The following is a 21,709-nucleotide window of genomic DNA, read 5'->3' on the forward strand; positions in this document are numbered from 1 at the left end:
CCTCAGTGCCGATCCCGTACAGAAGCAAGTGCCCGGCAGGTGGACAGCGCAAAAAGGGATTGACTAACTAAGGCCCGTTACAGAAGCCCGGATGGAGCGAAGCGAAATCCGGGGCTTCTTGCCGAGGGGAAACTGATCCCGGATTGCGCGGAGCCTGTCATCGGGCGCGCATTCGCGCGACCCGTTGGCTCCATCCGGGCTACAAGAACCATCACGCCGTCAGGTCGGCAAATTCCGGGTTTCTGCGCAGATAATCCACGACAAAGCCGCAGCCGGCGATGACCTTGCGTCCGTCGGCGCGGATCAGTTCGAGCGCACCCCTGATCAGCTCAGAAGCGATGCCGCGGCCCCGCAGGGCGCGCGGCGTTTCGGTATGGGTGATGATGACCGCCGCGGGCGTGATGCGATAATTCGCGAACGCGACGGCGCCGTCGACGTCGAGTTCGAAGCGGTTTTGAGTCTTGTTGTCGCGGACGGCGGCCATGCAGCGATTCCCGGATCATTCACCGTTTCATTTAGGGACATGAACCCGCCGAAGCAAACCGGCGACGAACGGACAACTGCCTCGCTGGGGTTTGCTGATATGCTGTCTTGAGCCTGACCGCCAGCATTGCCGGCAGCGCGGTGATATCGGCGCCCGACCGCCTCAACGAGCCGGCTGGTGCAATCGCGAGAGCCTGCAGCGGCTCGGTGCAGCGCAAAGGGGACGCGCGCGCGCACAGGATCTTTGCGGGCGAGGCCTTGCAACCGGGAGCGGGGTTCCTACGTCTTTCGGGTGACATACGCTGCTGAGGCGGCCGGGTCTGGGCTAGGTATCGGAAGTGTTGTGATCGCGGCCGCCGACGTATGCCTCTTTTCAAGGGGAGGTCTCCAATGTCGGGCTTTGGTTTCTTCAGCAAGCATCGCACGTGGGAAGACTGGCTTGGCATGCTCCTTGGCGTGCTGATCGTGATATCGCCGTGGTTTCCCTTCTCCAGCCACGACGTGATGGATGCCGAACGTAGCACCATGATCCTCAATACGTTCGTCGTGGGCATGCTGGTCTTCGGTCTGGCCCAGCTCGAATATGTCGCACTGCAACGTTGGGAGGAGGTGGGGGAGATCGCGCTCGGCCTCTGGCTGGCCGCCTCGCCCTTCATGTTCGGCTACGCCGGCGACGACATGCTTCGGGCCTGGCACATCGCCCTCGGTGGAATCGTCGCCCTGCTGGGGGCCCTTCAGCTCTGGCAGGACTGGCGCTTGAGCGATCAGGACCTGGCCAATCATCCGCAATAATTCAGGAGAGCCCGTCTGCTCCACATGGCTGGCGGGCTCTCGATTCAATCCTAAGACTTGAATGAGACGCTAAACAGGACGCGGACCGATCACGGGCTGCCGTCGACGGCATCCTTGATGTCATCGATCTCCCATTGGCCGACGCAAACCATTTGCGTGGGGCTTATGGACGCAAATGCGTGGCTGGGTCATGGTGATGCCGGTCGGCCGGCCGGGAAGTTATCATGGCCAGTAGCGTCCGACGGCGGATTTGAGCTGACCGCGGGCTTTCTGCTATCGTTGCAATGAGATGTCTATGACTGTTATCCGAAGCGTAATGGTTGATTCCCTGTGACTGAAACGGTGACCATTCCTACCCCGCGCGGCGGTCTGGCGCGGATGTCGCGCCGGGTGATGAATCTGGCGCATATGCTGACCCAGAATGCCCGCCGCCATGGCGACTGCATTGGCTTCATCTGGGGCGATAAATCCTGGACCTGGCGCGAGATCGATGGAGCCGTGTCGGCGCTGGCCGCAGGCCTTGCCGCGCGCGGTATCGCCAAGGGCGACCGGATCCTCGTCCATTCCAAAAATTGCGATGAGATGTTCTGGTCGATGTTCGCGGCCTTTCGGCTCGGCGCGGTCTGGGTGCCGACCAATTTCCGCCTGATGCCGGACGAGGTCGCCTATCTCGCCAGCGCCTCCGGCGCGAAGGGGTTTCTGTGCCATGGCGATTTCCCTGATCACGCTACGGCGGTGGCCAATCCCGCGCTCGAATTCATCTGGCGGATCGGCGAGGGCGGCCTCGGCGAGAAGGCGGTCAGTGATGTGATCGCCGAGCACGCCGGCGCCAAGGTCGAGAATGCGGCGGTCGACTACGACGATCCCTGCTGGTTTTTCTTCACCTCCGGCACGACCGGGCGCTCCAAGGCCGCGGTTCTTACCCATGGGCAGATGGCCTTTGTGGTGACAAATCATCTCGCCGATTTGATGCCGGGCACGACCGAGACGGATGCCTCGCTGGTCGTCGCGCCGCTGTCGCACGGCGCCGGCGTGCACCAACTCGTGCAGGCGGCGCGGGGCGTACCGACCATTCTGCTGCCGTCGGAAAAATTCGACATCGCGGAAGCGTTCCGGCTGATTGAAGCCCATCGCGTCAGCAACATCTTCACCGTGCCGACGATTTTGAAGATGATGGTCGAACATCCGGCGGTCGACAAATACGATCATTCCTCGCTGCGCTTCGTGATCTATGCCGGCGCGCCGATGTATCGCGAGGACCAGAAGGCGGCGCTGAACAAGCTCGGCAAGGTACTGGTGCAGTACTTCGGGCTCGGTGAGGTCACCGGCAACATCACGGTGATGCCGGCCAGTTTGCATGACGCTGAGGACGGTCCGCACGCCCGCATCGGCACCTGCGGCTTCGAGCGCACCGGGATGCAGGTGTCGATCCAGGGCGACGACGGGCGCGAGCTCAAACCGTTCGAGACCGGCGAGATCTGCGTAATCGGCCCCGCTGTGTTCGCCGGTTACTATGACAACCCCGAGGCTAACGCGAAGGCGTTTCGCGACGGCTGGTTTCGTACCGGCGATCTCGGACACATGGACGAGGAGGGATTCGTCTACATCACCGGCCGCGCCTCGGACATGTACATCTCCGGTGGCTCCAACATCTATCCGCGCGAGGTCGAGGAGAAGATTCTCACCCATCCCGCGATCGGCGAGGTGGCGGTGCTCGGCGTGCCCGACCCGTTCTGGGGCGAAGTAGGGGTTGCCGTCTGCGTCGCGCGCGAGGGCGCAGCCGCGGTGAGCGAAGCGGAGCTGGCGGCGTTCCTGGCGCCCAAGGTGCCGCGCTACAAAATGCCGAAGCGCTTCTTCTTCTGGGAGGCGCTGCCGAAATCCGGTTACGGCAAGATTCCGAAGCGGTTGGTCCGCGATGAGCTGGAGGCGAGGGGACTGCTTGAGGCCAAAGCGTTTTCGAGCGAAATGGCGCCCGGTTCGCGTGTGGAAAACGCGTCCAATGACAACGTCTCGAAAACAGGCAGTTGAGCCGATGCGCAGCATCGCGCAGCCCGGGCCGCCCGCGCCCGAGCGTATCCAGTGGGTCGAGGCGCGGGGACGGGCGTTTTCGTTCACGCTTGAAGCGGGCCTGCCGCTGCTCGAGACTGCGCGCCGCGGCTTTGCCGAAGCCGGATTTTCCGGCGGCGTGTTGAGCATGCGGGGAGGGGCACTCGGGCCGTTTGCCTATGTGATGCCGGCGCTATCGAAGACCGGCGCCAATGCCGCGTTCTACAGCGATACGTTTCGGCCCGCCGGCATCACGCGGCTGAAGCTCGGCGCGATGACGCTCGGCGAGCGCGACGGCGCGCCGTTCTTCCATTGCCACGGTCTGTGGACCGAGACAGACGGACATCTGCATGGCGGCCACATTCTTCCCGAGGAGAGCATCGTCGCCGAATCGTTCGCGGTGGAAGCGTTTGGCATCGATGGTGCGATGTTCACGGCCGAGCCCGATCCCGAGACCAATTTCAAATTGTTCGGGCCGGTCGCGTGCGCGAGCACGGAATCCGAGACCACCAGCCGCGCCTTCGCGTTGCGGCTGCGGCCGAACCAGGATTTTGCCGCGGCGCTGGAGACCTTCTGCCGGCAGCACGGAATCCTGCGCGCGCGGATTCACGGCGGCGTCGGCTCCACCATCGGCGCGCAGTTCATCGACGGCCGAACCGTGGTGCCGTTTGCGACCGAGCTTGCGATCAAGGCCGGCGCGATCGCGCCCGGCACCGACGGCATACTACAGGCTGAGCTCGATGTCGCGCTGGTCGATTATCTCGGCGGCATCGCCGAGGGACGGCTGATGCGCGGCGACAATCCCGTGCTGATGACGATGGAGCTGGTGCTCGAGGTGGTGTGACGACGATTCCCCATGACGCGCTGTCATGCCCCGCGAAGGCGGGGCATCCAGTACGCTGCGGCCCATCGCTCAATCGCTGCGCTCTCTGGAATACTGAGTCACCCGCCTTCCGCCTTCGCTCTTTGAGCTACGGCGGACAAGTCGCAGGTGACGACGGTCTGTAGGGTGGGCAAAGGCACGCAGTGCCGTGCCCACCATCTCTCCAGTAGTGTCATCGCGAATGGTGGGCACGCTGCGCTTTGCCCACCCTACGCAGCCACCTCACCTGAAGTGATAGTTCACGCCAAGCTTGATGGTATGAAAGTCGAGCGTGCCGGAATCCAGCGGCAAGCCGCCCAGATTATAGGTCTCGCCGCCGAGGCTGGTGTACATGTACTCGGCCTTGGCCGACCAGCTTGGTGTGAACAGGTATTCGAGGCCGCCACCGACGGTGTATCCCGAGTGGGTCTGGCTATCCGAAAACGTCGTGCCGAGCGCTGAAATCGAGGCTTTGTGGTTGGCCCACGCATAACCGCCCTTGGCGTAGATCAAGGCCGCATCCATCGCGAAGCCGGCGCGGCCGGTCACGCTGCCGAATGAGTTGATCTTGCTTTCCGTCGTGAGCAGGATGCCGCCGATGTCTTCGGTGATGCTGTCCTTGATGCTGGCGCCGGCGGCGTCCACTTCGACACCGAATACGAACTGGCTGCCGGGAAGCTGCCAGTTGTAGCCGATCGTACCACCGCCGAAACCGCCGCTGGCATCGCTATCGCTGCCGCCCCAGCCAAAACCGCCCATCGCGCCGATGTAGAAACCGGACCAGTTGTATGCCGGAGACACCACCGCCGGTGCCTTGGCGTAGGGCCGCGCCGGCATGTCGGCGGCTGAGGCCGCGGTCGCGACCGAAAGAGCCGCACCGGCTAGAAGTAGTCGTTTCATTTTTTGTCCCCTGAAGTTGAACACTCGTATAACCCCCTGCAGGCCGCCATAGCGGACCGATTGCACCGGCATGGTGACGTATCGTTTTCGGAAAGCGGGCGCGAACGCGCCCCAAAGAGCCGTCTGCAAGCGACGTTCGCGCGGATGTGAGAACGTCGCTCGCAGGTTAACCATACGTCATGTATGCCGGCAAAAATTGGACCGAAGCGCGTCCGCGCATTGGCGCGGGCAGGTTGCTATTTCGACAGCAGTGCGGCGACGTGTAGCGTGAGATGTGTTCGCGAGTTGCGCGATAGGCGGCTGCGTTCGCTCGATGTTTGTCCAGTTGCCTATCGCAATGAAGGTAGGACTACGTGAACTCGCAACCCCGGCGAAGGCGGGCAGGACGCGCTACCATCCGGCACAGCTTTGCTTCACCGCCGTTTGCGAACGTGGACGTTGATGTCGAGATCGATATTGCTGACGCAGGTCTGCGTCGTGCGGTGCGAGCGGCCTTCGTGCCAACGGCCCCCGCGCGTATGGGCATTGCTGACATTCGCCAGCTTCAGGCAGCGCCATTGCGGTAGCGGGCCTGAGCTTTCGCCGGCAAATTGCCAGGCGAGCACGACCTCTTCGCCGCTTTTGTTGGTACCGATGATGTGCGGGCACAGTTCGCGGGCGCGGCCGTCATAGGCGCAGACGACCTGCTGCTCGCGGAGAATGGCGTCGCGGAAGAGGGTGTAGGCGGGGCTCGGCATCGGGCGGGGTGCCATCTAGGATTGTACGACATTGTCTGTATAACCCTTACGAATGACTTTGTTCCGCAGGGGCTGCGAGCCATGGCTTACAAACGCAATCGCCCGATCAATCTGCCGGCGCCGTACCTCAAGCGCATCTGGCTCGAGCCGGCGCGGATCACCAACCGAGAGGCCTATCCGTTCTGCCTGCCGCTGCTGCGCGATGAGTTCGAGCTGAGCTTCAATAAGGCGATTACGATCATCGTCGGCGAGAACGGGACGGGGAAGTCCACGCTGCTGGAGGGCATTGCCGTGCTCGCCGGCTATGATGAAGCTGGCGGCGGCAAGGGGTACATGCCGGTCGATCATTCGAAGGCCTTGGAGAAGATGGGCGGAACGTTGTCGACCGCCCTTCGCGCGAGCTGGCTGCCCAAAATCACCCATGGTTGGTTCTTCCGCGCTGAGAGTTTCTTCTCCGTCGCGCGATACCTCGATGAAGCCGCCATCGGGACGCCCGGCCCACCTCCGCCTGATTTCCTCTCCCATTCCCACGGCGAAGGCTTTTTGCGGTTCTTCGAGGAACGCTGCCAGCGCCAGGGCATCTTCATCTTCGATGAACCGGAATCCGCGCTCTCGCCCGCGCGGCAGATCGAGTTTCTGAAACTGATGCGGCGGATGGACCAGATCGGCCATTGCCAGATCATCATGGCCACGCACTCGCCAGTGCTGATGGCTTATCCGAACGCGACGCTGCTGCGGCTGACGAAGTACGGGCTGGAGCCGGTGACGGTGCGCGAGACCGACCACTACAAGGTCCTGCGCGAGTTTTGCGAGGATCCGGACGGGTTCGTGCAGGCGGCGATCGAGGAGTGAAGGCTTGCAGGGTGGTAGCGCCAACGGGTCCCGGCCTGCCGGCCGGCCCGATGATAAACTCCGCGAAACCCACCATTGTGCATCGCGCGGTAACTTTGAAGGGTATCGCTTCCGCCTACGCTCGTTGAGCTTCGGCGGACAAGTCGCTCCACCCTCCTACAGTAACTGCAAACTTTGTCGCAGGCTGGATCACCCAGGCCGGGCCGCTGTTATGCTATTATGTCGACCGAACAAGGGAAAGCAGGGAGGACGCCATGCCTCATACCCTGGTGCCCAGTGATCGCGTCGAGCGCGTGAGCGTCTACGGACGCGACGGCACAAAGCTCGGCTCGATCGAGCGGCTGATGCTCGACAAGGTGAGCGGAACGGTTGCCTACGCCGTGATCAAGACCGGAGGGCTGCTCGGCAGCCACCATCATTGTCCAATCCGCTGGGACGCACTCCGATTTGATCCTGCGCGTCAGGCCTACCAGACCGACGTGACACTGGAGGATCTGCACAATGGCCCGTGCGAGCTCGATGACGACGCCTTCGACTGGGGCGACCGCTCGCAGCCGCATCCGCATTACTGGACGGTGTAACGGCGATCGGAGAGTGAGCTGTAGGGTGGGTAGAGCGAAGAGGCTGGGCAAGTATTTGCCACGGCGGCTGACGCGTAGAACGTCCTTCTTTGGAAGCACGCCGACGGTGGGGGCGACAGAATGTTCTTCATGCCGTCGCGCGCGAGGCCGAATGAATTTTCTACTGCTTTGAGAGCGGGTCGAATACTTGCCCAGCCTCGAAGCGATACCCACCATTCTGCCGCATGCGGCAATTTGATAGGTATCGCTTCGCTCCACCCATCCTACGCGGCTATGCAGCTGCCTCCCCGGCTGCGCCACGAACCAGCCTTCTTTGGCACGAAAATGCGTAAGCGATATCGCCACCGCGCGCCAGCGTGGGGCTAATGAAACCGTGGGGAAACGACATGAGAGTGACGATTGCGAGGGTGGGCGCTGTGGTGGTGGCGCTGGCGGTAATGGGGACCGCCTGGGCGCACGGGCCTACCCGCCAGAAGGTCCGGGAATCGATCGAGATCAATGCGCCGCCGGCCAAGGTGTGGGCGGTGGTCGGCAATTTCCAGGACATGAGTTGGCTGCAGCCGGTCAGCAAGACCGAGGGCGCTAAAGGCAACGAGATCGAGGCCACGCGTCGGTTGACGCTGGCTGATGGCGCGACCGTCGATGAGGAGCTCTACAAGTACGATGCCGAGAAGATGACCTATTCCTATCGGATCACGGCCGTGGACGTGAAGGTGTTGCCGGTCACCAATTACTCCTCCACGCTGACGGTGTCGCCGAGCGCAGACGGCAAGGGCAGCGTCCTTGAGTGGGCGGGCGCGTTCTACCGCGGCTTTCCCAACAACGAGCCGCCGCCGGAGCTGAGCGATGAGGCTGCCGTGAAGGCGGTGAGTGGGCTTTATCGCGCTGGCCTCGAGGCGCTGAAGAAGAAGGTCGAAAGCGGAAGCTGATCGTGCGGGCCATCGTCCTGGCGGCGCTTGCCGCCAGCATCGGCGCAGTATTGATCGAGCAAGGATGGGCCGAAGAGGCGTTCGTCACCAATCAGCTCAGCGAAAATCTGACGGTCGTTGACCTCGCCACCGCGCGGCCGGTCGCGACCATCGCGATCGGCGGCAAGCCCGCGGGCGTCGCCGTCACCCCGGACGGACGCTTCGCCTATGTGACGAGCCCCGATACCAAGGCGCTGACGGTGATCGATGCCGCAGTGCGCCGGGTTGTCGGGAAGATCGACGTCGGCGGTGGTCCGCTCGGTGTTGCGGTGACGCCGGATGGCGCCACCGTCTATGTCGCCGACTGGTACGCCGCAGCGGTGCGGGTGGTCGACCCCAGGGAGCTGCGCGTGATCGCAAGTATCGCGGTCGGCGCATCGCCCTCGGGCCTCGCGGTGACATCAGACGGGCGGCTCCTGCTTTCGGCGGACCGCGATGCCGATAGCGTGTCGGTCATCGACACCGCGACGCGCGAGCGGCGAGCGGTTATCAAGGTCGGGACGCGCCCGTTTGGCGTGACCATCGATGGGGAGGGCCGGCGCGCCTACACGGCCAATGTCGGTTCGAACGACGTCTCAGTGATCGACATCGCGGAGGTGCGCGAGATCGGGCGCGTGAAGACGGGCTTGCGCCCCTATGCGGTCGCACTCGCCCAGGGTCGCGGCTTCGTCACTGACCAATACGACGGCACCGTCACCGTGTTCGATCTCGCCACGCTGGCGCTGGTCAAGCGCATCACCGTCGGCGACTATCCGGAAGGGATCGCGGCGACGGCGGACGGCCGGCAGATCATCGTGGCGAACTGGGAGAGCAACTCGATCAGCGTGATCGATGCGGTTGAGCTGAAGGTGACAGGCGAGATCAAGGTCGGCGACGGGCCGCGCGCGTTCGGGGCGTTTCTCAGGCGGTAGATTCGAGGAGGTGGCGTAGGGCGGTTAGCCGAAGGCGTAACCCGACGCTCTCGCCGAGAGGCGTGGCGGATTACGCTTCGCTAGTCCGCCCCACGAACTAAAACGGAATCTCGTCGTCCAGAATGCGATCTTTCAATGGCAGGGCAGCCGCAGGGAGCGGGACATTGCTTACGACGAACAGGTTTAGAATGTCGTCGCGATCCATGAACATAACTTGGCTGCGCTTCGAGGCATCTAGTCGTTCGCCAAGCCAGTTCCTTGCTGCCTTGGTGATTTCCCCCCTGCCACGATAAATGCGTGATCGACCAAAACTCGGCGACTTGTCTCTGGATCAAAGATCTCTTGTCCGAGCATCATTGTGATCTGATTTAGGATCTCGCCAACGTTGCAGTGCCGCTCTTGCTCATTCCCGCCGCATCGAGCTTGTCGCGTTTGGCCTGCAAACCGAAATACAACACATGTTGGGTAGGAAGCGTGTATCGCATCCAGACATCTTTGCCGTATTCAAGTGCCTTGTCCTTATGGCCCGCAGCGGTGATACGGTGGAAGCCTAACTGACGAAACAAAGGCAATAATACATCTTCGATCAACTCGTCTTCTGAGGCCTTATCGAGAAAGGCGACCAACAATTCGCGGCGCGTGAGTTCGTCCTTTGATAACGGACGATGCGGGTTTGAATTCGATAGATAAACGGCGCGCCTTCACCATTGCCGCAGATCATGTCGGCAATTTCATCGAGGGTACGTTGTCTCCACTTCATCGTCTTCCCAGTTCAACGGGATGGGGGTGAAGTCTACTCCGCGGCCTCGCTCGCGCTAATACTCTTCCTCGGCTTCCCCTCCGCCTTCTTCAGCACCGGCGCCAGAAACTTCCCCGTATAGCTCCGCGGCGCCTTGACGATGTCCTCCGGCGGACCCCAGGCGACGATTTCGCCGCCGCCGTCGCCGCCTTCGGGGCCCAAATCGATCACCCAGTCGGCGGTCTTGATGACCTCCAAATTGTGCTCGATCACCACCACCGTGTTGCCCTGCGCGACGAGCTCGTGGAGCACTTCCAAAAGTTTTGCGACGTCGTGGAAGTGCAGGCCGGTGGTCGGCTCGTCCAGGATGTAGAGCGTGCGGCCGGTGGCGCGCTTTGAAAGTTCTTTGGCCAATTTGACGCGCTGGGCTTCGCCGCCGGACAGCGTCGTCGCCTGCTGGCCGACATGGATATAGTCCAAGCCGACGCGGTGCAGCGTCTTGAACGTCTCGCGGACGCGTGGCACCGCCTTGAAGAATTCGGCGGCTTCTTCCACCGTCATATCGAGCACATCCGAGATCGACTTGCCCTTGAACAGGACTTCCAGCGTCTCGCGGTTGTAGCGCTTGCCCTTGCAGGTATCGCAGGTGACGTAGACGTCGGGCAGAAAGTGCATCTCGATCTTGATGACGCCGTCGCCCTGGCAGGCCTCGCAGCGGCCGCCCTTGACGTTGAAGGAGAAGCGGCCGGGCTCGTAGCCGCGGGCCTTGGCTTCGGGCAGGCCGGCAAACCATTCCCGGATCGGGGTGAAGGCGCCGGTATAGGTCGCGGGGTTGGAGCGCGGGGTGCGGCCGATCGGCGACTGGTCGATGTCGATGATCTTATCGATATGCTCCAGCCCCTCGATGCGGTCGTGAGGGGCGGCGCCTTCGCTGGCGTTGTTGAGTTTGCGCGCGATGGCGCGATAGAGCGTGTCGATCAACAGCGTCGACTTGCCGCCGCCGGAGACACCGGTAACACAGGTGAACAGGCCGAGCGGAATTTCCGCTGAGACATTCTTCAGATTGTTGCCGCGGGCGTTGATGACCTTGATGGTACGCCTGTGGTTCGGCGGCCGCCGCTCGGGGATCGGCACCGATAATTCGCCGGTGAGATATTTGCCGGTCAGCGATTTCGGATTCCGCATGATGTCGGCGGGCGTGCCTTGCGCCACGATATGGCCGCCATGCATGCCGGCGCCGGGGCCGATGTCGAGCACGTAGTCCGCAAGACGGATCGCGTCCTCGTCATGCTCGACCACGATTACGGTGTTGCCGAGGTCACGCAGCCGCTTCAGCGTCTCCAGCAGGCGCGCATTGTCGCGCTGGTGCAGGCCGATCGAAGGCTCGTCCAGCACATAGAGCACGCCTGTCAGCCCCGAGCCGATCTGCGAGGCCAGGCGGATGCGCTGGCTTTCGCCACCGGAGAGGGTACCGGAGGAGCGTGAGAGCGTGAGATAGTTCAGGCCGACGTCGAGCAGGAAGGACAGCCGCTCGCGGATCTCCTTCAGGACGCGCGCGGCGATCTCGTTCTGCTGATCGTTGAGCGCCTTCGGCACACTTTCGAACCATTCGCCGGCGCGCTTCACCGACATTTCCGAGATCTCACCGATATGCTTGCCGCCGATCTTGACGCAGAGCGCCTCCGGCTTGAGCCGATGGCCCTTGCAGGCCTCGCAGGGGATGTCGGAGAAGTATTTGGCCAGTTCCTCGCGCGCCCATTCGCTCTCGGTCTCGCGGTAGCGGCGCTCGAGATTCGTGATGATCCCCTCGAACGGTTTTTTGGTGTCGTAGGAGCGGACGCCATCCTCGTAGGAGAACTTGATCTCGTCGTCGCCGGAGCCGTGCAAGAGCGCTGCCTGCGTCTTCTTCGGCAGGTCCTTCCATTTGGTGTCGAGCGTGAACTTATAAAACTTTCCGAGCGCGGTCAGCGTCTGGATGTAATAGGGCGAGGACGACTTTGCCCACGGCGCAATCGCACCCTTGCGCAAGGTCAATTCTTTGTCGGGAATGACGAGGTCCTCGTCGATGTGCTGCTCGACGCCGAGGCCGCCGCAGGCCGGACAGGCGCCATAGGGATTGTTAAACGAGAACAGCCGCGGCTCGATTTCGGGAATCGTGAAGCCGGAGACCGGGCAGGCGAATTTCTCCGAGAACAGAATCCGTTCCGGCCCGCTCTTGTCGTGGATCTTTGCGGTCTTCTTCTTGTCCTCGGCCGCAGGCGCGCCCGCCGGCGCGTCGGCATATTCGATCACGGCGAGCCCCTCGGCGAGCTTCAACGCGGTCTCAAAGCTTTCAGCGAGGCGCTGGCCGAGATCGGGCCGGACCACGATGCGATCGACCACCACGTCGATATCGTGCGGGAATTTCTTGTCGAGCGTCGGCGCCTCCGACAGCTCATAGAAGGTGCCGTCAATCTTGACGCGCTGAAAACCCTTCTTGAGCCATTCGGCGAGCTCTTTCTTGTACTCGCCCTTGCGGCCGCGCACGACCGGCGCCAGCAGATAGAGCCGGGTGCCTTCGGGTAGCGCCAGCACGCGATCGACCATCTGCGAGACGACCTGGCTTTCGATCGGCAATCCCGTGGCCGGCGAGTAGGGGACGCCGACGCGCGCCCACAAGAGGCGCATGTAGTCATAGATTTCGGTAACGGTGCCGACGGTAGAGCGCGGATTCTTCGACGTGGTCTTCTGCTCGATCGAGATCGCTGGAGACAGGCCATCGATCTGGTCGACGTCCGGCTTCTGCATCATCTCCAGGAACTGGCGCGCGTAAGCCGAGAGCGATTCGACGTAGCGGCGCTGGCCCTCGGCATAGATGGTATCGAAGGCGAGTGAGGATTTGCCGGAGCCGGAGAGGCCGGTGAACACGACCAGCTTGTCGCGGGGAATCTCGATATCGACGTTCTTGAGATTGTGCTCGCGCGCGCCGCGGATCGTTATCGCGCGCGATGCGGAGCCGGCGTTGTGTTGGCGCTTCGCCCTGAGCACTTCATCCATATCGGCATTTCCAGACGCGTGGGAGACGCGCCACGTTGGGCGCGCATTGCCGGGCAAGAACCGGGATCAGGCGCCGATTAAAAGAATGCTGGAACATAGGAAGAACGGCAGGGAATTTCCAGTGCCGCGCGCGAATCATCAACGGATTGTTTGCGGCGTTCTCTTTTTGGCAGCAGCCGTCAGCAGATCGAATCGGAACTGCGCAAAAACAAACGCCTCCGTTCCAGATTTTCGGAACGGAGGCGCAGGCAGTTTCAGCAGGAAACTTTATGCGTTTCGTTTGAGCATGATCTTTTCGGAAAGCCGCTTTGCGCCGACACGGCCCTTCGGGTCCGGATCATGCGCTTAGAAGTGATAGTTCACGCCGACCTGAACGCTGTTGAGGTTGAGCGTTCCCGACGCAAGGCCGCCCGGGACGGCGGCCGTGAAGTAGTTTTGGCTCTCGAAGCTGCGATAGAGGTACTCGGCCTTCACCGACCACTTCGGCGCGAACATCACCTCGACACCAGCACCGAGAGTCCAGCCGGAGTGGATCTTGCTGTCCGATACGCTCACGCCAAGCGCCGACAGCGTCAGACGGTTGTCGGCCCACGCGTAACCACCGGTGCCGTACACGAGGACCTGATCAAACGCGTAGCCGATGCGGCCACGAACGGTGCCCATGTCGCGGATCCGGGTCTCGACCGCGAAAAGCGCCGGGTTGCCCACGGTCGCGCCGACATCCGCCCAAGCGGCATCGGCCTCGACGCCGAGCACGAGGTTGCCGGCCTGCCAGTTGTAGCCGAGCGTACCGCCGGCGAAGCCGCCGCTGATCCCATCGCTGTTTTCCTGGGCGTAGCCGCCCATCGCACCGATGTAGAATCCGGTCCAGGTATTGATCGCGATCGCTGCGGCGGGCGCCTTGGTGTAGGGCCTGGCAGCAAGATCGGCGGCCATCGCGGGCGCCATCCCAAGCGCGATCAGGCCAGTGGTGGTCAGCAGAATCTTCTTCACTTTCTTTTCCTTTCGCGGCTCCAAAGCAACTTTCCTCAGCCGTCAATTCGAGGTTGCTGGGGCATATAGCGCGAAGTTCCCGCAAAATGCTGTCGCGGAAATACCACATGTGGGTCAAAAGCGTGGAGAGAACAACCAGCGCGCGTGACAATTGCGTTGGGCTACAACCAAACAAAAAGGCCGGCGTGAAGCCGGCCTTTCCGTAGTCCCGCGCTGGCGTTGCGATCAGTACTTCGCGACGACCGGGCCGCCCCAGCGATAGTTGACGCGAACGGTGACGATATCGACGTCCTGGCTGATCCGGTCGGTGCCGAAGAAGGCGCCGGCCGTGTCGACGAAGGTGTGGTCGCGGTCCTCCATGAACAGGTGATTGTATTCGACGCCGACCGACCAGTTCGGGGCGAAGCCGAATTCGATGCCCGCGCCGACCACGGCACCCCAACGGGTGTCGTCGCCGGTGGTGGCAACCAGGAGGCCCGTGGGAACATCAAAGATGCGGTAACGATCCGCGGTGACGGCCGCACCGCCCTTGACGTAGAACAGAACGTTGTTGGCGGCGTAACCGACCTGGCCCGTGATCAGGCCGAACGCATCGATGCGCGACTCGTTGCGGAGTGTAGGATCGATCAGGCTCACATTGCTGCCCTGGAAGTCGGCCCAGTTACCCTGGCCTTCAATACCGAACACCCAGGTGCCGGCCTGCCAGCGATAACCGATCTGACCACCGGCGGTGCCGCCGTCTGCGTCATGGCAACCCTCCGCGATGCTGCCGCCGGCGACCGGCAGGAAGTCCCAGCACTTGCGGCTCGTACCCCAGCCGCCGTTGGCACCGATGTAGAAGCCGGTCCAGTCATAGACAGCGGCGATCGGGGCTGGCGGCGCCTTGGTGTAAGGACGCGCAGCGAGGTCGGCCGCCGCCGCGGGTGCGGCGAACGCGATGAGAGCAACTGTAGCTAACAGATACTTCTTCATGATCTATCCCCAATTTTGTCCGCTTCCCGCTAGGCCTGAAGCGTTGTTGTGACGCGAGCACCCGCGCCGCTGGAGAATTCTATAGCGCGACTCGCGCAGAAATGGCGTGTCCCGGATGCAACAGGCGCCAGCCAAGTTTATGGAAGGAAGCTTATGATTTATCTGGTATAATTGGAACCGAGGCGGGAACTTTCGGGTTCCGTTTCGTCTCTTTCGGTTCCCCCGTGAGTTCCCGGGGTTCGCTTATAGATTGCAAAGCCGCAGCCGGGCAGACGGGGGCTGTTTGTGGAACAAAGCTGGAACGCACACGTGGGCGATGCTATATGTGGATAACCGGCGACTTGCCGAGGGATCGCCAAGTCATCGGGGCCTGTCAGTGTATAGGGTCCGGATGTCCGGGAGCGGACGCGGAAACGGACCAGCGACAGGTCAAGAACTGAAGACGGCCGGCACGGAAGCGGGCCGAACCAGTGATTTTTGCCGGCGATATCGAGTGGAGAGCGGCGATGGCGGGAAGCGTGAACAAGGTGATTCTGGTCGGCAACCTCGGCAAGGATCCTGAAATCCGGCGGACACAGGACGGGCGGCCGATCGCCAATCTGAGCATCGCGACATCGGAGACCTGGCGCGACAAGGGCACCGGCGAGCGCAAGGAAAAGACCGAGTGGCACCGCGTGGTGATCTTCAACGAGGGGCTTTGCAAGGTCGCCGAACAATATCTGAAGAAGGGCGCCAAGGTTTACATTGAGGGCCAGTTGCAGACGCGCAAATGGACCGACCAGAGCGGCGTCGACAAATATTCGACCGAGGTCGTGCTGCAGGGCTTCAACTCGAATCTGACCATGCTCGACGGCCGCGGCGGCGGCGGGGGCGGCAGCTTCGGCTCCGACGATTCCGGTGATTTCGGTTCAAGCGGTCCGGCTAGTTCCGCGCCGCGGCGGGCGGTCGCGGCAGGCAGCCGCAATAGCGATATGGACGACGACATCCCGTTCTGAGGCGAAGGCCCTCCGTCGGCCGCATATCTTGCCGCAGCAACGAAGCAGTGATGGTCGGGATCGAACCAGGCCATGACGGAATCGTGCACCTTCAACCCGTTGGCAATTCTCGAAGCTGGCCGACAGCCGTTGATTCAGGCGGGCGCACGCTCAACTTGACAGTGTCAAGATTTAACTTGACAATGGAAAGATTGATACGAGTATGGGCCGCGTGACGCGAGGGCTCGTTTTGGCCGAGCCCGCAATGGCCCGGAGTTTCAGATGTCGCTTGCTCCGTTGCTGGATGCCGCGCCCGCCATACCGGTTCATGCCATGGCAGCGATGGCCGCGTTCGCCCTTGGCGTCGTACAGTTCGCTGCGCCGAAGGGGACGCTGCCGCACCGGACGGTCGGCTGGATCTGGGTCAGCCTGATGGCCATCGTCGCCGCCAGCTCGTTCTGGATCCACGAGATCCGCTTGCTCGGCCCCTGGAGCCCGATCCATCTCCTGTCGATCCTGGTTCTGGCGATGTTGCCGGTCGCGGTCATTGCCGCGCGCGGGCACAATGTGAGCCGTCACCGCAAGACCATGATCGGCATTTTTAGCGGAGGGTTGATCATCGCCGGGCTGTTCACGCTCCTGCCGGGCCGGATCATGCACGCGGTGGTTTTCGGCCCTTAGGCGAAGGCCAAAAACGCCGTCCCGGGCGGGGTCTCTTACGGTCCCCAAACGGCCGCTCGCGGAAGCTGCCGCCGAGCCCGTAAGTCCATGAAAAAACGAGCGGAAAAACAGCTCCGCCTGACAGCTTCGGGGTGGTTATCGGACCCTCGATGCGCTATATGATTCTTAGCTGAGAACTGACTGGATTCCCCTTTGTCCGACAACGAAGACGACAAGCCCGGCGAGCCGCCGGAGCACTCCGACATTCGCCCCGTTTCCATCCTCGACGAGATGAAACGCTCCTATCTCGATTACGCCATGAGCGTGATCGTGGCGCGGGCGCTGCCGGACGCGCGCGACGGACTCAAGCCCGTGCATCGCCGTATTCTCTACGCGATGCACGAAAACGGCTTCGAGTGGAACAAGCCGTATCGCAAATCGGCGCGCACGGTCGGCGACGTCATCGGTAAATACCACCCCCACGGTGACCAGTCGGTCTATGACGCGCTGGTACGCATGGCGCAGGAATTCTCCATGCGCGTGCCGCTGATCGACGGCCAAGGCAATTTCGGCTCGGTGGACGGCGATATGGCGGCGGCCATGCGCTACACCGAATCCCGCCTGACCAAGATCGCGCAGAGCCTGCTCGACGACATCGACAAGGACACCGTCGACTTCCAGCCGAACTACGACAGTTCCGAAAAAGAGCCGACGGTCCTGCCGGCGAAATTCCCGAACCTTCTGGTCAACGGCGCGGGCGGCATCGCGGTCGGCATGGCGACCAACATCCCGCCGCACAATCTCGGCGAAGTCATCGACGCCTGCGTGGCGCTGATCGACAACCCCGCGCTTGCTATCGACGATCTCATCAACATCGTGCCGGGCCCGGATTTCCCGACGGGGGGCATCATCCTGGGACGCCAGGGCATCCGCTCGGCCTATCACCTCGGCCGCGGCTCGATCGTGATGCGCGGCAAGGTGACGATCGACACCATCCGCAAGGATCGCGAAGCGATCATCATCAGCGAAATTCCCTACCAGGTGAACAAGGCCACGATGGTCGAGCGCATCGCCGAACTGGTGCGCGAGAAGAAGATCGACGGCATTTCCGACCTGCGCGACGAATCCGACCGCGACGGATTCCGCGTCGTGGTCGAGCTGAAGCGCGATGCGGTGCCCGACGTGGTGCTGAACCAGCTCTATCGCTTCACGCCGCTGCAGACCAATTTCGGCGCCAACATGGTGGCGCTGGATGGCGGCCGGCCGCAGTTGATGAATTTGAAAGACCTGCTGACGCTGTTCATCGCGTTCCGCGAGCAGGTCGTTACCCGCCGCACCAAGTTCCTGCTCAACAGGGCGCGCGACCGCGCCCACATCCTGGTCGGGCTTGCGATTGCGGTTGCGAATATCGACGAGATCATTCGCGTGATCAGAACCTCGCCCGATCCGAACACCGCGCGCGACACGCTGATGTCGCGCGACTGGCCGGCCAAGGACGTTGAAGCGATGATCACGCTGATCGACGACCCCCGTCACCGGATGGCGCCGGACGGCACTGCGCGGCTGTCGCTCGAGCAGGCCCGGGCTATTCTCGATCTCCGCCTGCAGCGCCTGACCGCGCTCGGCCGCGAGGAGATTTCCGAAGACCTCGACAAGCTCGCGGTTGAAATCGCCGACTATCTTGAAATTTTGCGTTCGCGCGCCCGCGTCCAGGCGATCATCAAGAACGAACTCGCCGAGGTGAAGAACGAGTTCGCGACCCCGCGGAAAACCGTGATCATCGAGCAGGAAGGCGAAGTCGAGGACGAGGACCTGATCCAGCGCGAGGACATGGTGGTCACCGTCTCGCACGCCGGCTACGTCAAGCGCGTGCCGCTCTCGACCTATCGGGCGCAGCGGCGCGGCGGCAAGGGCCGCGCGGGCATGCAGACCCGCGACGAGGACTTTGTGAGCCGGCTGTTCGTGGCCTCGACCCATACGCCGGTGCTGTTCTTCTCCTCGAAGGGCCAGGTCTACAAGGAAAAGGTGTGGCGGCTGCCGATGGCTGCGCCGAACGCGCGCGGCAAGGCGATGATCAACATCCTGCCGCTGGAGCAGGGCGAGCGCATCACCACCATCATGCCGCTGCCCGAGGATGAATCCTCCTGGGGCAATCTCGACGTGATGTTCGCCACCACAAGCGGCACCGTTCGCCGCAACAAGCTGTCCGACTTCGTCGACGTCCGCCGCTCCGGCATCATCGCGATGAAGCTCGGAGAGGGCGAGTCAATCGTGGACGTACAGATCTGCACCGAGCACGACGACGTGCTGCTGACGGCGGCCGGCGGGCAATGTATCCGCTTCCCCGTTACCGACGTGCGCGTCTTCACGGGGCGCACCTCGATGGGTGTACGCGGCATTGCGCTGGCGGAGGGCGATAAACTGATCTCGCTGGCGATCCTGCGCCATGTCGAGACCACCTCGGACGAACGGTCGGCCTACCTGAAGATGCGCCGCGCGGTTGCCGGCGAAACCGCGGTTGAAGAGCCTGTCGATGCCGAGGGTGAGGAGACGTCGGGCTCGCTCCAGCTCTCGCAGGAGCGCTACGCGGAGATGTCGGCCCAGGAGCAGGTCGTGCTGACGGTCTCCGTCAACGGCTACGGCAAGCGCACCTCGTCCTACGAGTACCGCACCACCGGCCGCGGCGGCAAAGGCATCGTCGCCATGAGCGTCAACAACCGCAACGGCAAGCTGGTGGCGTCATTCCCGGTGGAGCACAGCGACCAGATCATGCTGGTCACCGACAAGGGCCAGCTCATCCGCTGCCCCGTCGAGGACATCCGCATCGCCGGCCGCTCGACGCAAGGCGTCATTGTGTTCGATACCGCCGAGGACGAGCATGTGGTGTCGGTCGAGCACATTTCGGAAGACGAGAACGGCGTGAACGGGAATGGCGGCTAACGCCGCTCGGATGACGAAGGGTAGGCCGGGTGAAGCGCAACGAGCGGGTAGCCCGGGTGGAGCGTAGCGCATCCCGGGATCAGCCTATCCGCTAGGAGACTGCTCCCGGGTTCCGCTTCGCTCCACCCGGGCTACGACGCAACATCGCTGGACGCTCACCCCGGCGCGCCGCGTCAGGGCTCCCGTCCGCCGTAAACCAGTCCTTAACCATAGATCGATACGATGTGCTGTGTCCGGGTGGTGACCGTCCGGCCAACGGGAGCGAATACCATGCCCGTCGAGATGCTGACGTATGCTGATCTGGGCGAAAGGCTCAAGATTTCCCCAGAGGCTGCCCGCGCTCTGGTGAAACGACATCGTTGGCCGCGCTCCCGCTCGAACGACGGCAAGACGCTTGTCCAGGTCGATCTCAGCGAATTCACCCATTCCCCAATACCCCGTCAGCCGCAAACCCAGGCCGGTCACCAGGTGGTCACCGCCTTAAGGCAGCGAATTGAGACCTTGCAGACCGAGCTGGCGGAGATGAAGGTGATTGCCAGCGGCCATCGGGCCGACTTTGAAAGAGAATGCGAACGGACCAACAAGCTTTTGGCCGAATTGCTCAAAGTCAGCACGGAAAGCGTGGGAGCCCGGGAAAGGGCAGCTCTGCTCGAAGGCAAGCTGTCGATGCTGACGCAACCTTGGCGACGTCGGCTGGTCGATGCTTTCACCCTTGCTCTACCACAAGTCGCCTCGAACCCCCGCGAGAGCGCCGGCCCGGTTGTCCAGTCACAGAATTGAAGCGATTTGCCAACGTGCCGGGCTCCGCCGCGACTGGCGCAAACTGCAGATCACTCCGGCGTTGCCATATGAAATATGTGGAATGGGCAATGATCTGCTGGTCCCCGCAGCGATAATTGTATGGGGAATGCTTTCGTAGATTCTCGTCGTTCGCTGTTTTGCGCGTTAAGGCCGCTCCCGAGACTTCCTTAGCAGATACAAGCTAAAGCACCTCAGCGCGAACCTGGGCCACGCCGCGGTCCGTTATCCCCAAACCGCGCGCAGCGCCGAGTGAAAGGTCCAGGACGCGGCCGCGAACCCAGGGTCCCCGGTCGGTGATACGAACGACTACAGACTTGCTGCTCGCAAGATCAGTTACGCGAACTCTTGTGCCGAACGGCAGGTTGCGGTGGGCAGCGGTCAGTGAATTCCGATTGAACGAGGAACCACTCGCTGTTTTTCCTTTCGAATATGAATAGTAAGACGCTTTGCCGGAAAACGCCCGGTTGGAAGATCGAGGGGCTGAGCGAACTTCCGGACGACGTGTCGGTTCTCCAGTCGGAGGTTGCTCTAGCGGATTTTGCGTAGTCTGGTCTGGTGCCCCAGGAGCCGGTTCTGCGTGCGCCTTTGGAACGATGGACCATCTATCATTGAAGGTCTGTGCTGCAGCAGAATTTGCATGTACGCCCAACCAGGCCGGGACTGTCGCAATCGCGACTATTCCAAAAAGAAGACGCATGAGCGGCCTCACAAACAAAATAGAAAAACAAATGAACAATGCAAACTCATGATGCTCTGTTCCTGCACATGCGGAAATTCTCGTGGCGGAAAAGGTGAATGAATACCGATGTTTCCTACTATCATATAGTTCGATGGATTAGGCGCACCGCAGCAAGAAGCGCCTATTCGTCGGTATGACCCTAGTTGAGAGTTTGTTGCTCCTGATCCATGGAGACAGCGGTCTCGATGCACCCCATCGCACTCACAAGTGAAGCGCAGATTTAGATCAACCACGACAAGGCGCGTAACCTTGATGGCGCCCCATCAATTGCGCATTGCTTCCGGCCTCACTGCGCGCGCTATCTGCTGTTGGCAATTTTCGGACGTGACGACCCTATGCAAGATCGTCCGCTGTTGAGGGGATTGTGTTGCAAAAGTCGAAAATCGAACAGCACCAAAAATCTCGCGAAAGTTGATTTTTTGACTTCTCTGCTGCTGCGTCCCTTTTCAGCGCCACTACGGAGGTCCGTGATCAATTTTGGATGAAGCGACTTGGCCCCCTCACGTCGCCGCGCGTAAAACGGATCAGCGGCTCTAAGAATTTTCGTTCGCCACCCCAAAAAACTTTTGCAACACAATCGAGGGGATAGCGGACGAAGGCAGGCCGTCCTCTGACTTCCGGTAATGACCCTGGCTGTTCTCTAATTCCGGGCCTGCGGTCAAGACTCTCCACATCCTTGCCGGGTTCATGGTTCTCTCCGCGGTAGGGGCATGCCCTCCGCAT

Annotated in this window: 19 protein-coding genes; 11 read left to right on the plus strand and 8 right to left on the minus strand. The window is 62.0% G+C overall.

Features of this window, described 5'->3' with window-relative positions:
* Positions 1-211 precede the first annotated feature (211 nt).
* Positions 212-484, minus strand: a complete 273-nt coding sequence (locus IVA95_RS11775; protein WP_213250115.1) for a GNAT family N-acetyltransferase — start codon at positions 482-484, stop codon at positions 212-214.
* Between the two features lie 389 nt (positions 485-873).
* Between IVA95_RS11775 and IVA95_RS11780 the strand changes: the two genes are divergently transcribed.
* The 3 genes from IVA95_RS11780 to IVA95_RS11790 all read left to right on the plus strand — a co-directional run bounded on the left by IVA95_RS11780 (position 874) and on the right by IVA95_RS11790 (position 4,165).
* Positions 874-1,275, plus strand: coding sequence for an SPW repeat protein (locus IVA95_RS11780; RefSeq protein ID WP_213250113.1), 402 nt, complete (start codon positions 874-876; stop codon positions 1,273-1,275).
* Positions 1,276-1,617: 342 nt separating this feature from the next.
* Complete coding sequence (locus IVA95_RS11785) at positions 1,618-3,303, plus strand: acyl-CoA synthetase (protein WP_346657995.1); 1,686 nt, start codon at positions 1,618-1,620, stop codon at positions 3,301-3,303.
* A gap of 4 nt (positions 3,304-3,307) precedes the next feature.
* Entirely contained in the window at positions 3,308-4,165 is an 858-nt protein-coding gene (locus IVA95_RS11790) for a DUF296 domain-containing protein (RefSeq protein WP_247510637.1), read from the plus strand.
* Positions 4,166-4,426: 261 nt separating this feature from the next.
* Here IVA95_RS11790 and IVA95_RS11795 read toward each other — a convergent pair whose 3' ends face one another.
* Positions 4,427-5,083 carry an outer membrane beta-barrel protein gene (locus tag IVA95_RS11795; protein ID WP_247510625.1) on the minus strand — a complete coding sequence of 219 codons (657 nt, stop codon included), beginning with the start codon at positions 5,081-5,083 and terminating at the stop codon, positions 4,427-4,429.
* A 413-nt stretch (positions 5,084-5,496) separates the two neighbouring features.
* On the minus strand, positions 5,497-5,835 hold the full coding sequence (locus tag IVA95_RS11800) for a hypothetical protein (protein ID WP_247510626.1): 339 nt from the start codon (positions 5,833-5,835) through the stop codon (positions 5,497-5,499).
* 66 nt (positions 5,836-5,901) lie between these two features.
* Here IVA95_RS11800 and IVA95_RS11805 point away from each other — a divergent pair, with 66 nt between their 5' ends.
* From IVA95_RS11805 to IVA95_RS11820, 4 genes are all read left to right on the plus strand, one after another.
* The gene (locus IVA95_RS11805) at positions 5,902-6,672 is read left to right on the plus strand and encodes an AAA family ATPase (RefSeq protein ID WP_247510638.1); all 771 of its coding nucleotides are present in this window, start codon (positions 5,902-5,904) and stop codon (positions 6,670-6,672) included.
* 254 nt (positions 6,673-6,926) lie between these two features.
* Positions 6,927-7,253, plus strand: a complete 327-nt coding sequence (locus IVA95_RS11810; protein ID WP_213250103.1) for a PRC-barrel domain-containing protein — start codon at positions 6,927-6,929, stop codon at positions 7,251-7,253.
* A gap of 386 nt (positions 7,254-7,639) precedes the next feature.
* Complete coding sequence (locus IVA95_RS11815; RefSeq protein ID WP_247510627.1) at positions 7,640-8,182, plus strand: SRPBCC family protein; 543 nt, start codon at positions 7,640-7,642, stop codon at positions 8,180-8,182.
* Positions 8,183-8,184: 2 nt separating this feature from the next.
* On the plus strand, positions 8,185-9,132 hold the full coding sequence (locus tag IVA95_RS11820; protein WP_247510628.1) for a cytochrome D1 domain-containing protein: 948 nt from the start codon (positions 8,185-8,187) through the stop codon (positions 9,130-9,132).
* A 368-nt stretch (positions 9,133-9,500) separates the two neighbouring features.
* Here IVA95_RS11820 and IVA95_RS11825 read toward each other — a convergent pair whose 3' ends face one another.
* From IVA95_RS11825 to IVA95_RS11840, 4 genes are all read right to left on the minus strand, one after another.
* Positions 9,501-9,761 carry a hypothetical protein gene (locus IVA95_RS11825; RefSeq protein WP_247510629.1) on the minus strand — a complete coding sequence of 87 codons (261 nt, stop codon included), beginning with the start codon at positions 9,759-9,761 and terminating at the stop codon, positions 9,501-9,503.
* Positions 9,762-9,925: 164 nt separating this feature from the next.
* Positions 9,926-12,907 (minus strand): excinuclease ABC subunit UvrA, encoded by a 2,982-nt coding sequence (uvrA, locus tag IVA95_RS11830; protein ID WP_247510630.1) that lies wholly within the window; start codon positions 12,905-12,907, stop codon positions 9,926-9,928.
* 345 nt (positions 12,908-13,252) lie between these two features.
* On the minus strand, positions 13,253-13,900 hold the full coding sequence (locus tag IVA95_RS11835) for an outer membrane protein (RefSeq protein WP_247510631.1): 648 nt from the start codon (positions 13,898-13,900) through the stop codon (positions 13,253-13,255).
* Between the two features lie 225 nt (positions 13,901-14,125).
* Positions 14,126-14,872 carry an outer membrane beta-barrel protein gene (locus IVA95_RS11840; RefSeq protein ID WP_247510632.1) on the minus strand — a complete coding sequence of 249 codons (747 nt, stop codon included), beginning with the start codon at positions 14,870-14,872 and terminating at the stop codon, positions 14,126-14,128.
* A 506-nt stretch (positions 14,873-15,378) separates the two neighbouring features.
* On the opposite strand from IVA95_RS11840, the gene IVA95_RS11845 reads away from it, so the two are divergent.
* From IVA95_RS11845 to IVA95_RS11860, 4 genes are all read left to right on the plus strand, one after another.
* Complete coding sequence (locus IVA95_RS11845) at positions 15,379-15,867, plus strand: single-stranded DNA-binding protein (RefSeq protein ID WP_247510633.1); 489 nt, start codon at positions 15,379-15,381, stop codon at positions 15,865-15,867.
* Positions 15,868-16,128: 261 nt separating this feature from the next.
* The gene (locus IVA95_RS11850; protein ID WP_247510634.1) at positions 16,129-16,527 is read left to right on the plus strand and encodes a DUF2306 domain-containing protein; all 399 of its coding nucleotides are present in this window, start codon (positions 16,129-16,131) and stop codon (positions 16,525-16,527) included.
* Between the two features lie 192 nt (positions 16,528-16,719).
* Positions 16,720-19,446, plus strand: coding sequence for a DNA gyrase subunit A (gene gyrA, locus IVA95_RS11855; RefSeq protein ID WP_247510635.1), 2,727 nt, complete (start codon positions 16,720-16,722; stop codon positions 19,444-19,446).
* Between the two features lie 270 nt (positions 19,447-19,716).
* Positions 19,717-20,226 (plus strand): hypothetical protein, encoded by a 510-nt coding sequence (locus IVA95_RS11860; protein ID WP_213256564.1) that lies wholly within the window; start codon positions 19,717-19,719, stop codon positions 20,224-20,226.
* Positions 20,227-20,428: 202 nt separating this feature from the next.
* Here IVA95_RS11860 and IVA95_RS38995 read toward each other — a convergent pair whose 3' ends face one another.
* On the minus strand, positions 20,429-20,944 hold the full coding sequence (locus IVA95_RS38995) for a septal ring lytic transglycosylase RlpA family protein (RefSeq protein WP_346657996.1): 516 nt from the start codon (positions 20,942-20,944) through the stop codon (positions 20,429-20,431).
* Positions 20,945-21,709: the final 765 nt, after the last annotated feature.

The organism is Bradyrhizobium sp. 157 (assembly GCF_023073815.1).
In the GTDB taxonomy this organism is placed as follows: domain Bacteria; phylum Pseudomonadota; class Alphaproteobacteria; order Rhizobiales; family Xanthobacteraceae; genus Bradyrhizobium.

Excerpts from the sequence above, each read along its gene's own strand:
- IVA95_RS11775 (WP_213250115.1), bottom strand. The coding sequence starts at position 484 with ATGGCCGCCGTCCGCGACAACAAGACTCAAAACCGCTTCGAACTCGAC.
- IVA95_RS11780 (WP_213250113.1), top strand. The coding sequence starts at position 874 with ATGTCGGGCTTTGGTTTCTTCAGCAAGCATCGCACGTGGGAAGACTGG.
- IVA95_RS11790 (WP_247510637.1), top strand. The coding sequence starts at position 3,308 with ATGCGCAGCATCGCGCAGCCCGGGCCGCCCGCGCCCGAGCGTATCCAG.
- IVA95_RS11795 (WP_247510625.1), bottom strand. The coding sequence starts at position 5,083 with ATGAAACGACTACTTCTAGCCGGTGCGGCTCTTTCGGTCGCGACCGCG.
- IVA95_RS11800 (WP_247510626.1), bottom strand. The coding sequence starts at position 5,835 with ATGGCACCCCGCCCGATGCCGAGCCCCGCCTACACCCTCTTCCGCGAC.
- IVA95_RS11805 (WP_247510638.1), top strand. The coding sequence starts at position 5,902 with ATGGCTTACAAACGCAATCGCCCGATCAATCTGCCGGCGCCGTACCTC.
- IVA95_RS11810 (WP_213250103.1), top strand. The coding sequence starts at position 6,927 with ATGCCTCATACCCTGGTGCCCAGTGATCGCGTCGAGCGCGTGAGCGTC.
- IVA95_RS11815 (WP_247510627.1), top strand. The coding sequence starts at position 7,640 with ATGAGAGTGACGATTGCGAGGGTGGGCGCTGTGGTGGTGGCGCTGGCG.
- uvrA (WP_247510630.1), bottom strand. The coding sequence starts at position 12,907 with ATGGATGAAGTGCTCAGGGCGAAGCGCCAACACAACGCCGGCTCCGCA.
- IVA95_RS11840 (WP_247510632.1), bottom strand. The coding sequence starts at position 14,872 with ATGAAGAAGTATCTGTTAGCTACAGTTGCTCTCATCGCGTTCGCCGCA.
- IVA95_RS11845 (WP_247510633.1), top strand. The coding sequence starts at position 15,379 with ATGGCGGGAAGCGTGAACAAGGTGATTCTGGTCGGCAACCTCGGCAAG.
- IVA95_RS11850 (WP_247510634.1), top strand. The coding sequence starts at position 16,129 with ATGTCGCTTGCTCCGTTGCTGGATGCCGCGCCCGCCATACCGGTTCAT.
- IVA95_RS11860 (WP_213256564.1), top strand. The coding sequence starts at position 19,717 with ATGCCCGTCGAGATGCTGACGTATGCTGATCTGGGCGAAAGGCTCAAG.
- IVA95_RS38995 (WP_346657996.1), bottom strand. The coding sequence starts at position 20,944 with ATGCGTCTTCTTTTTGGAATAGTCGCGATTGCGACAGTCCCGGCCTGG.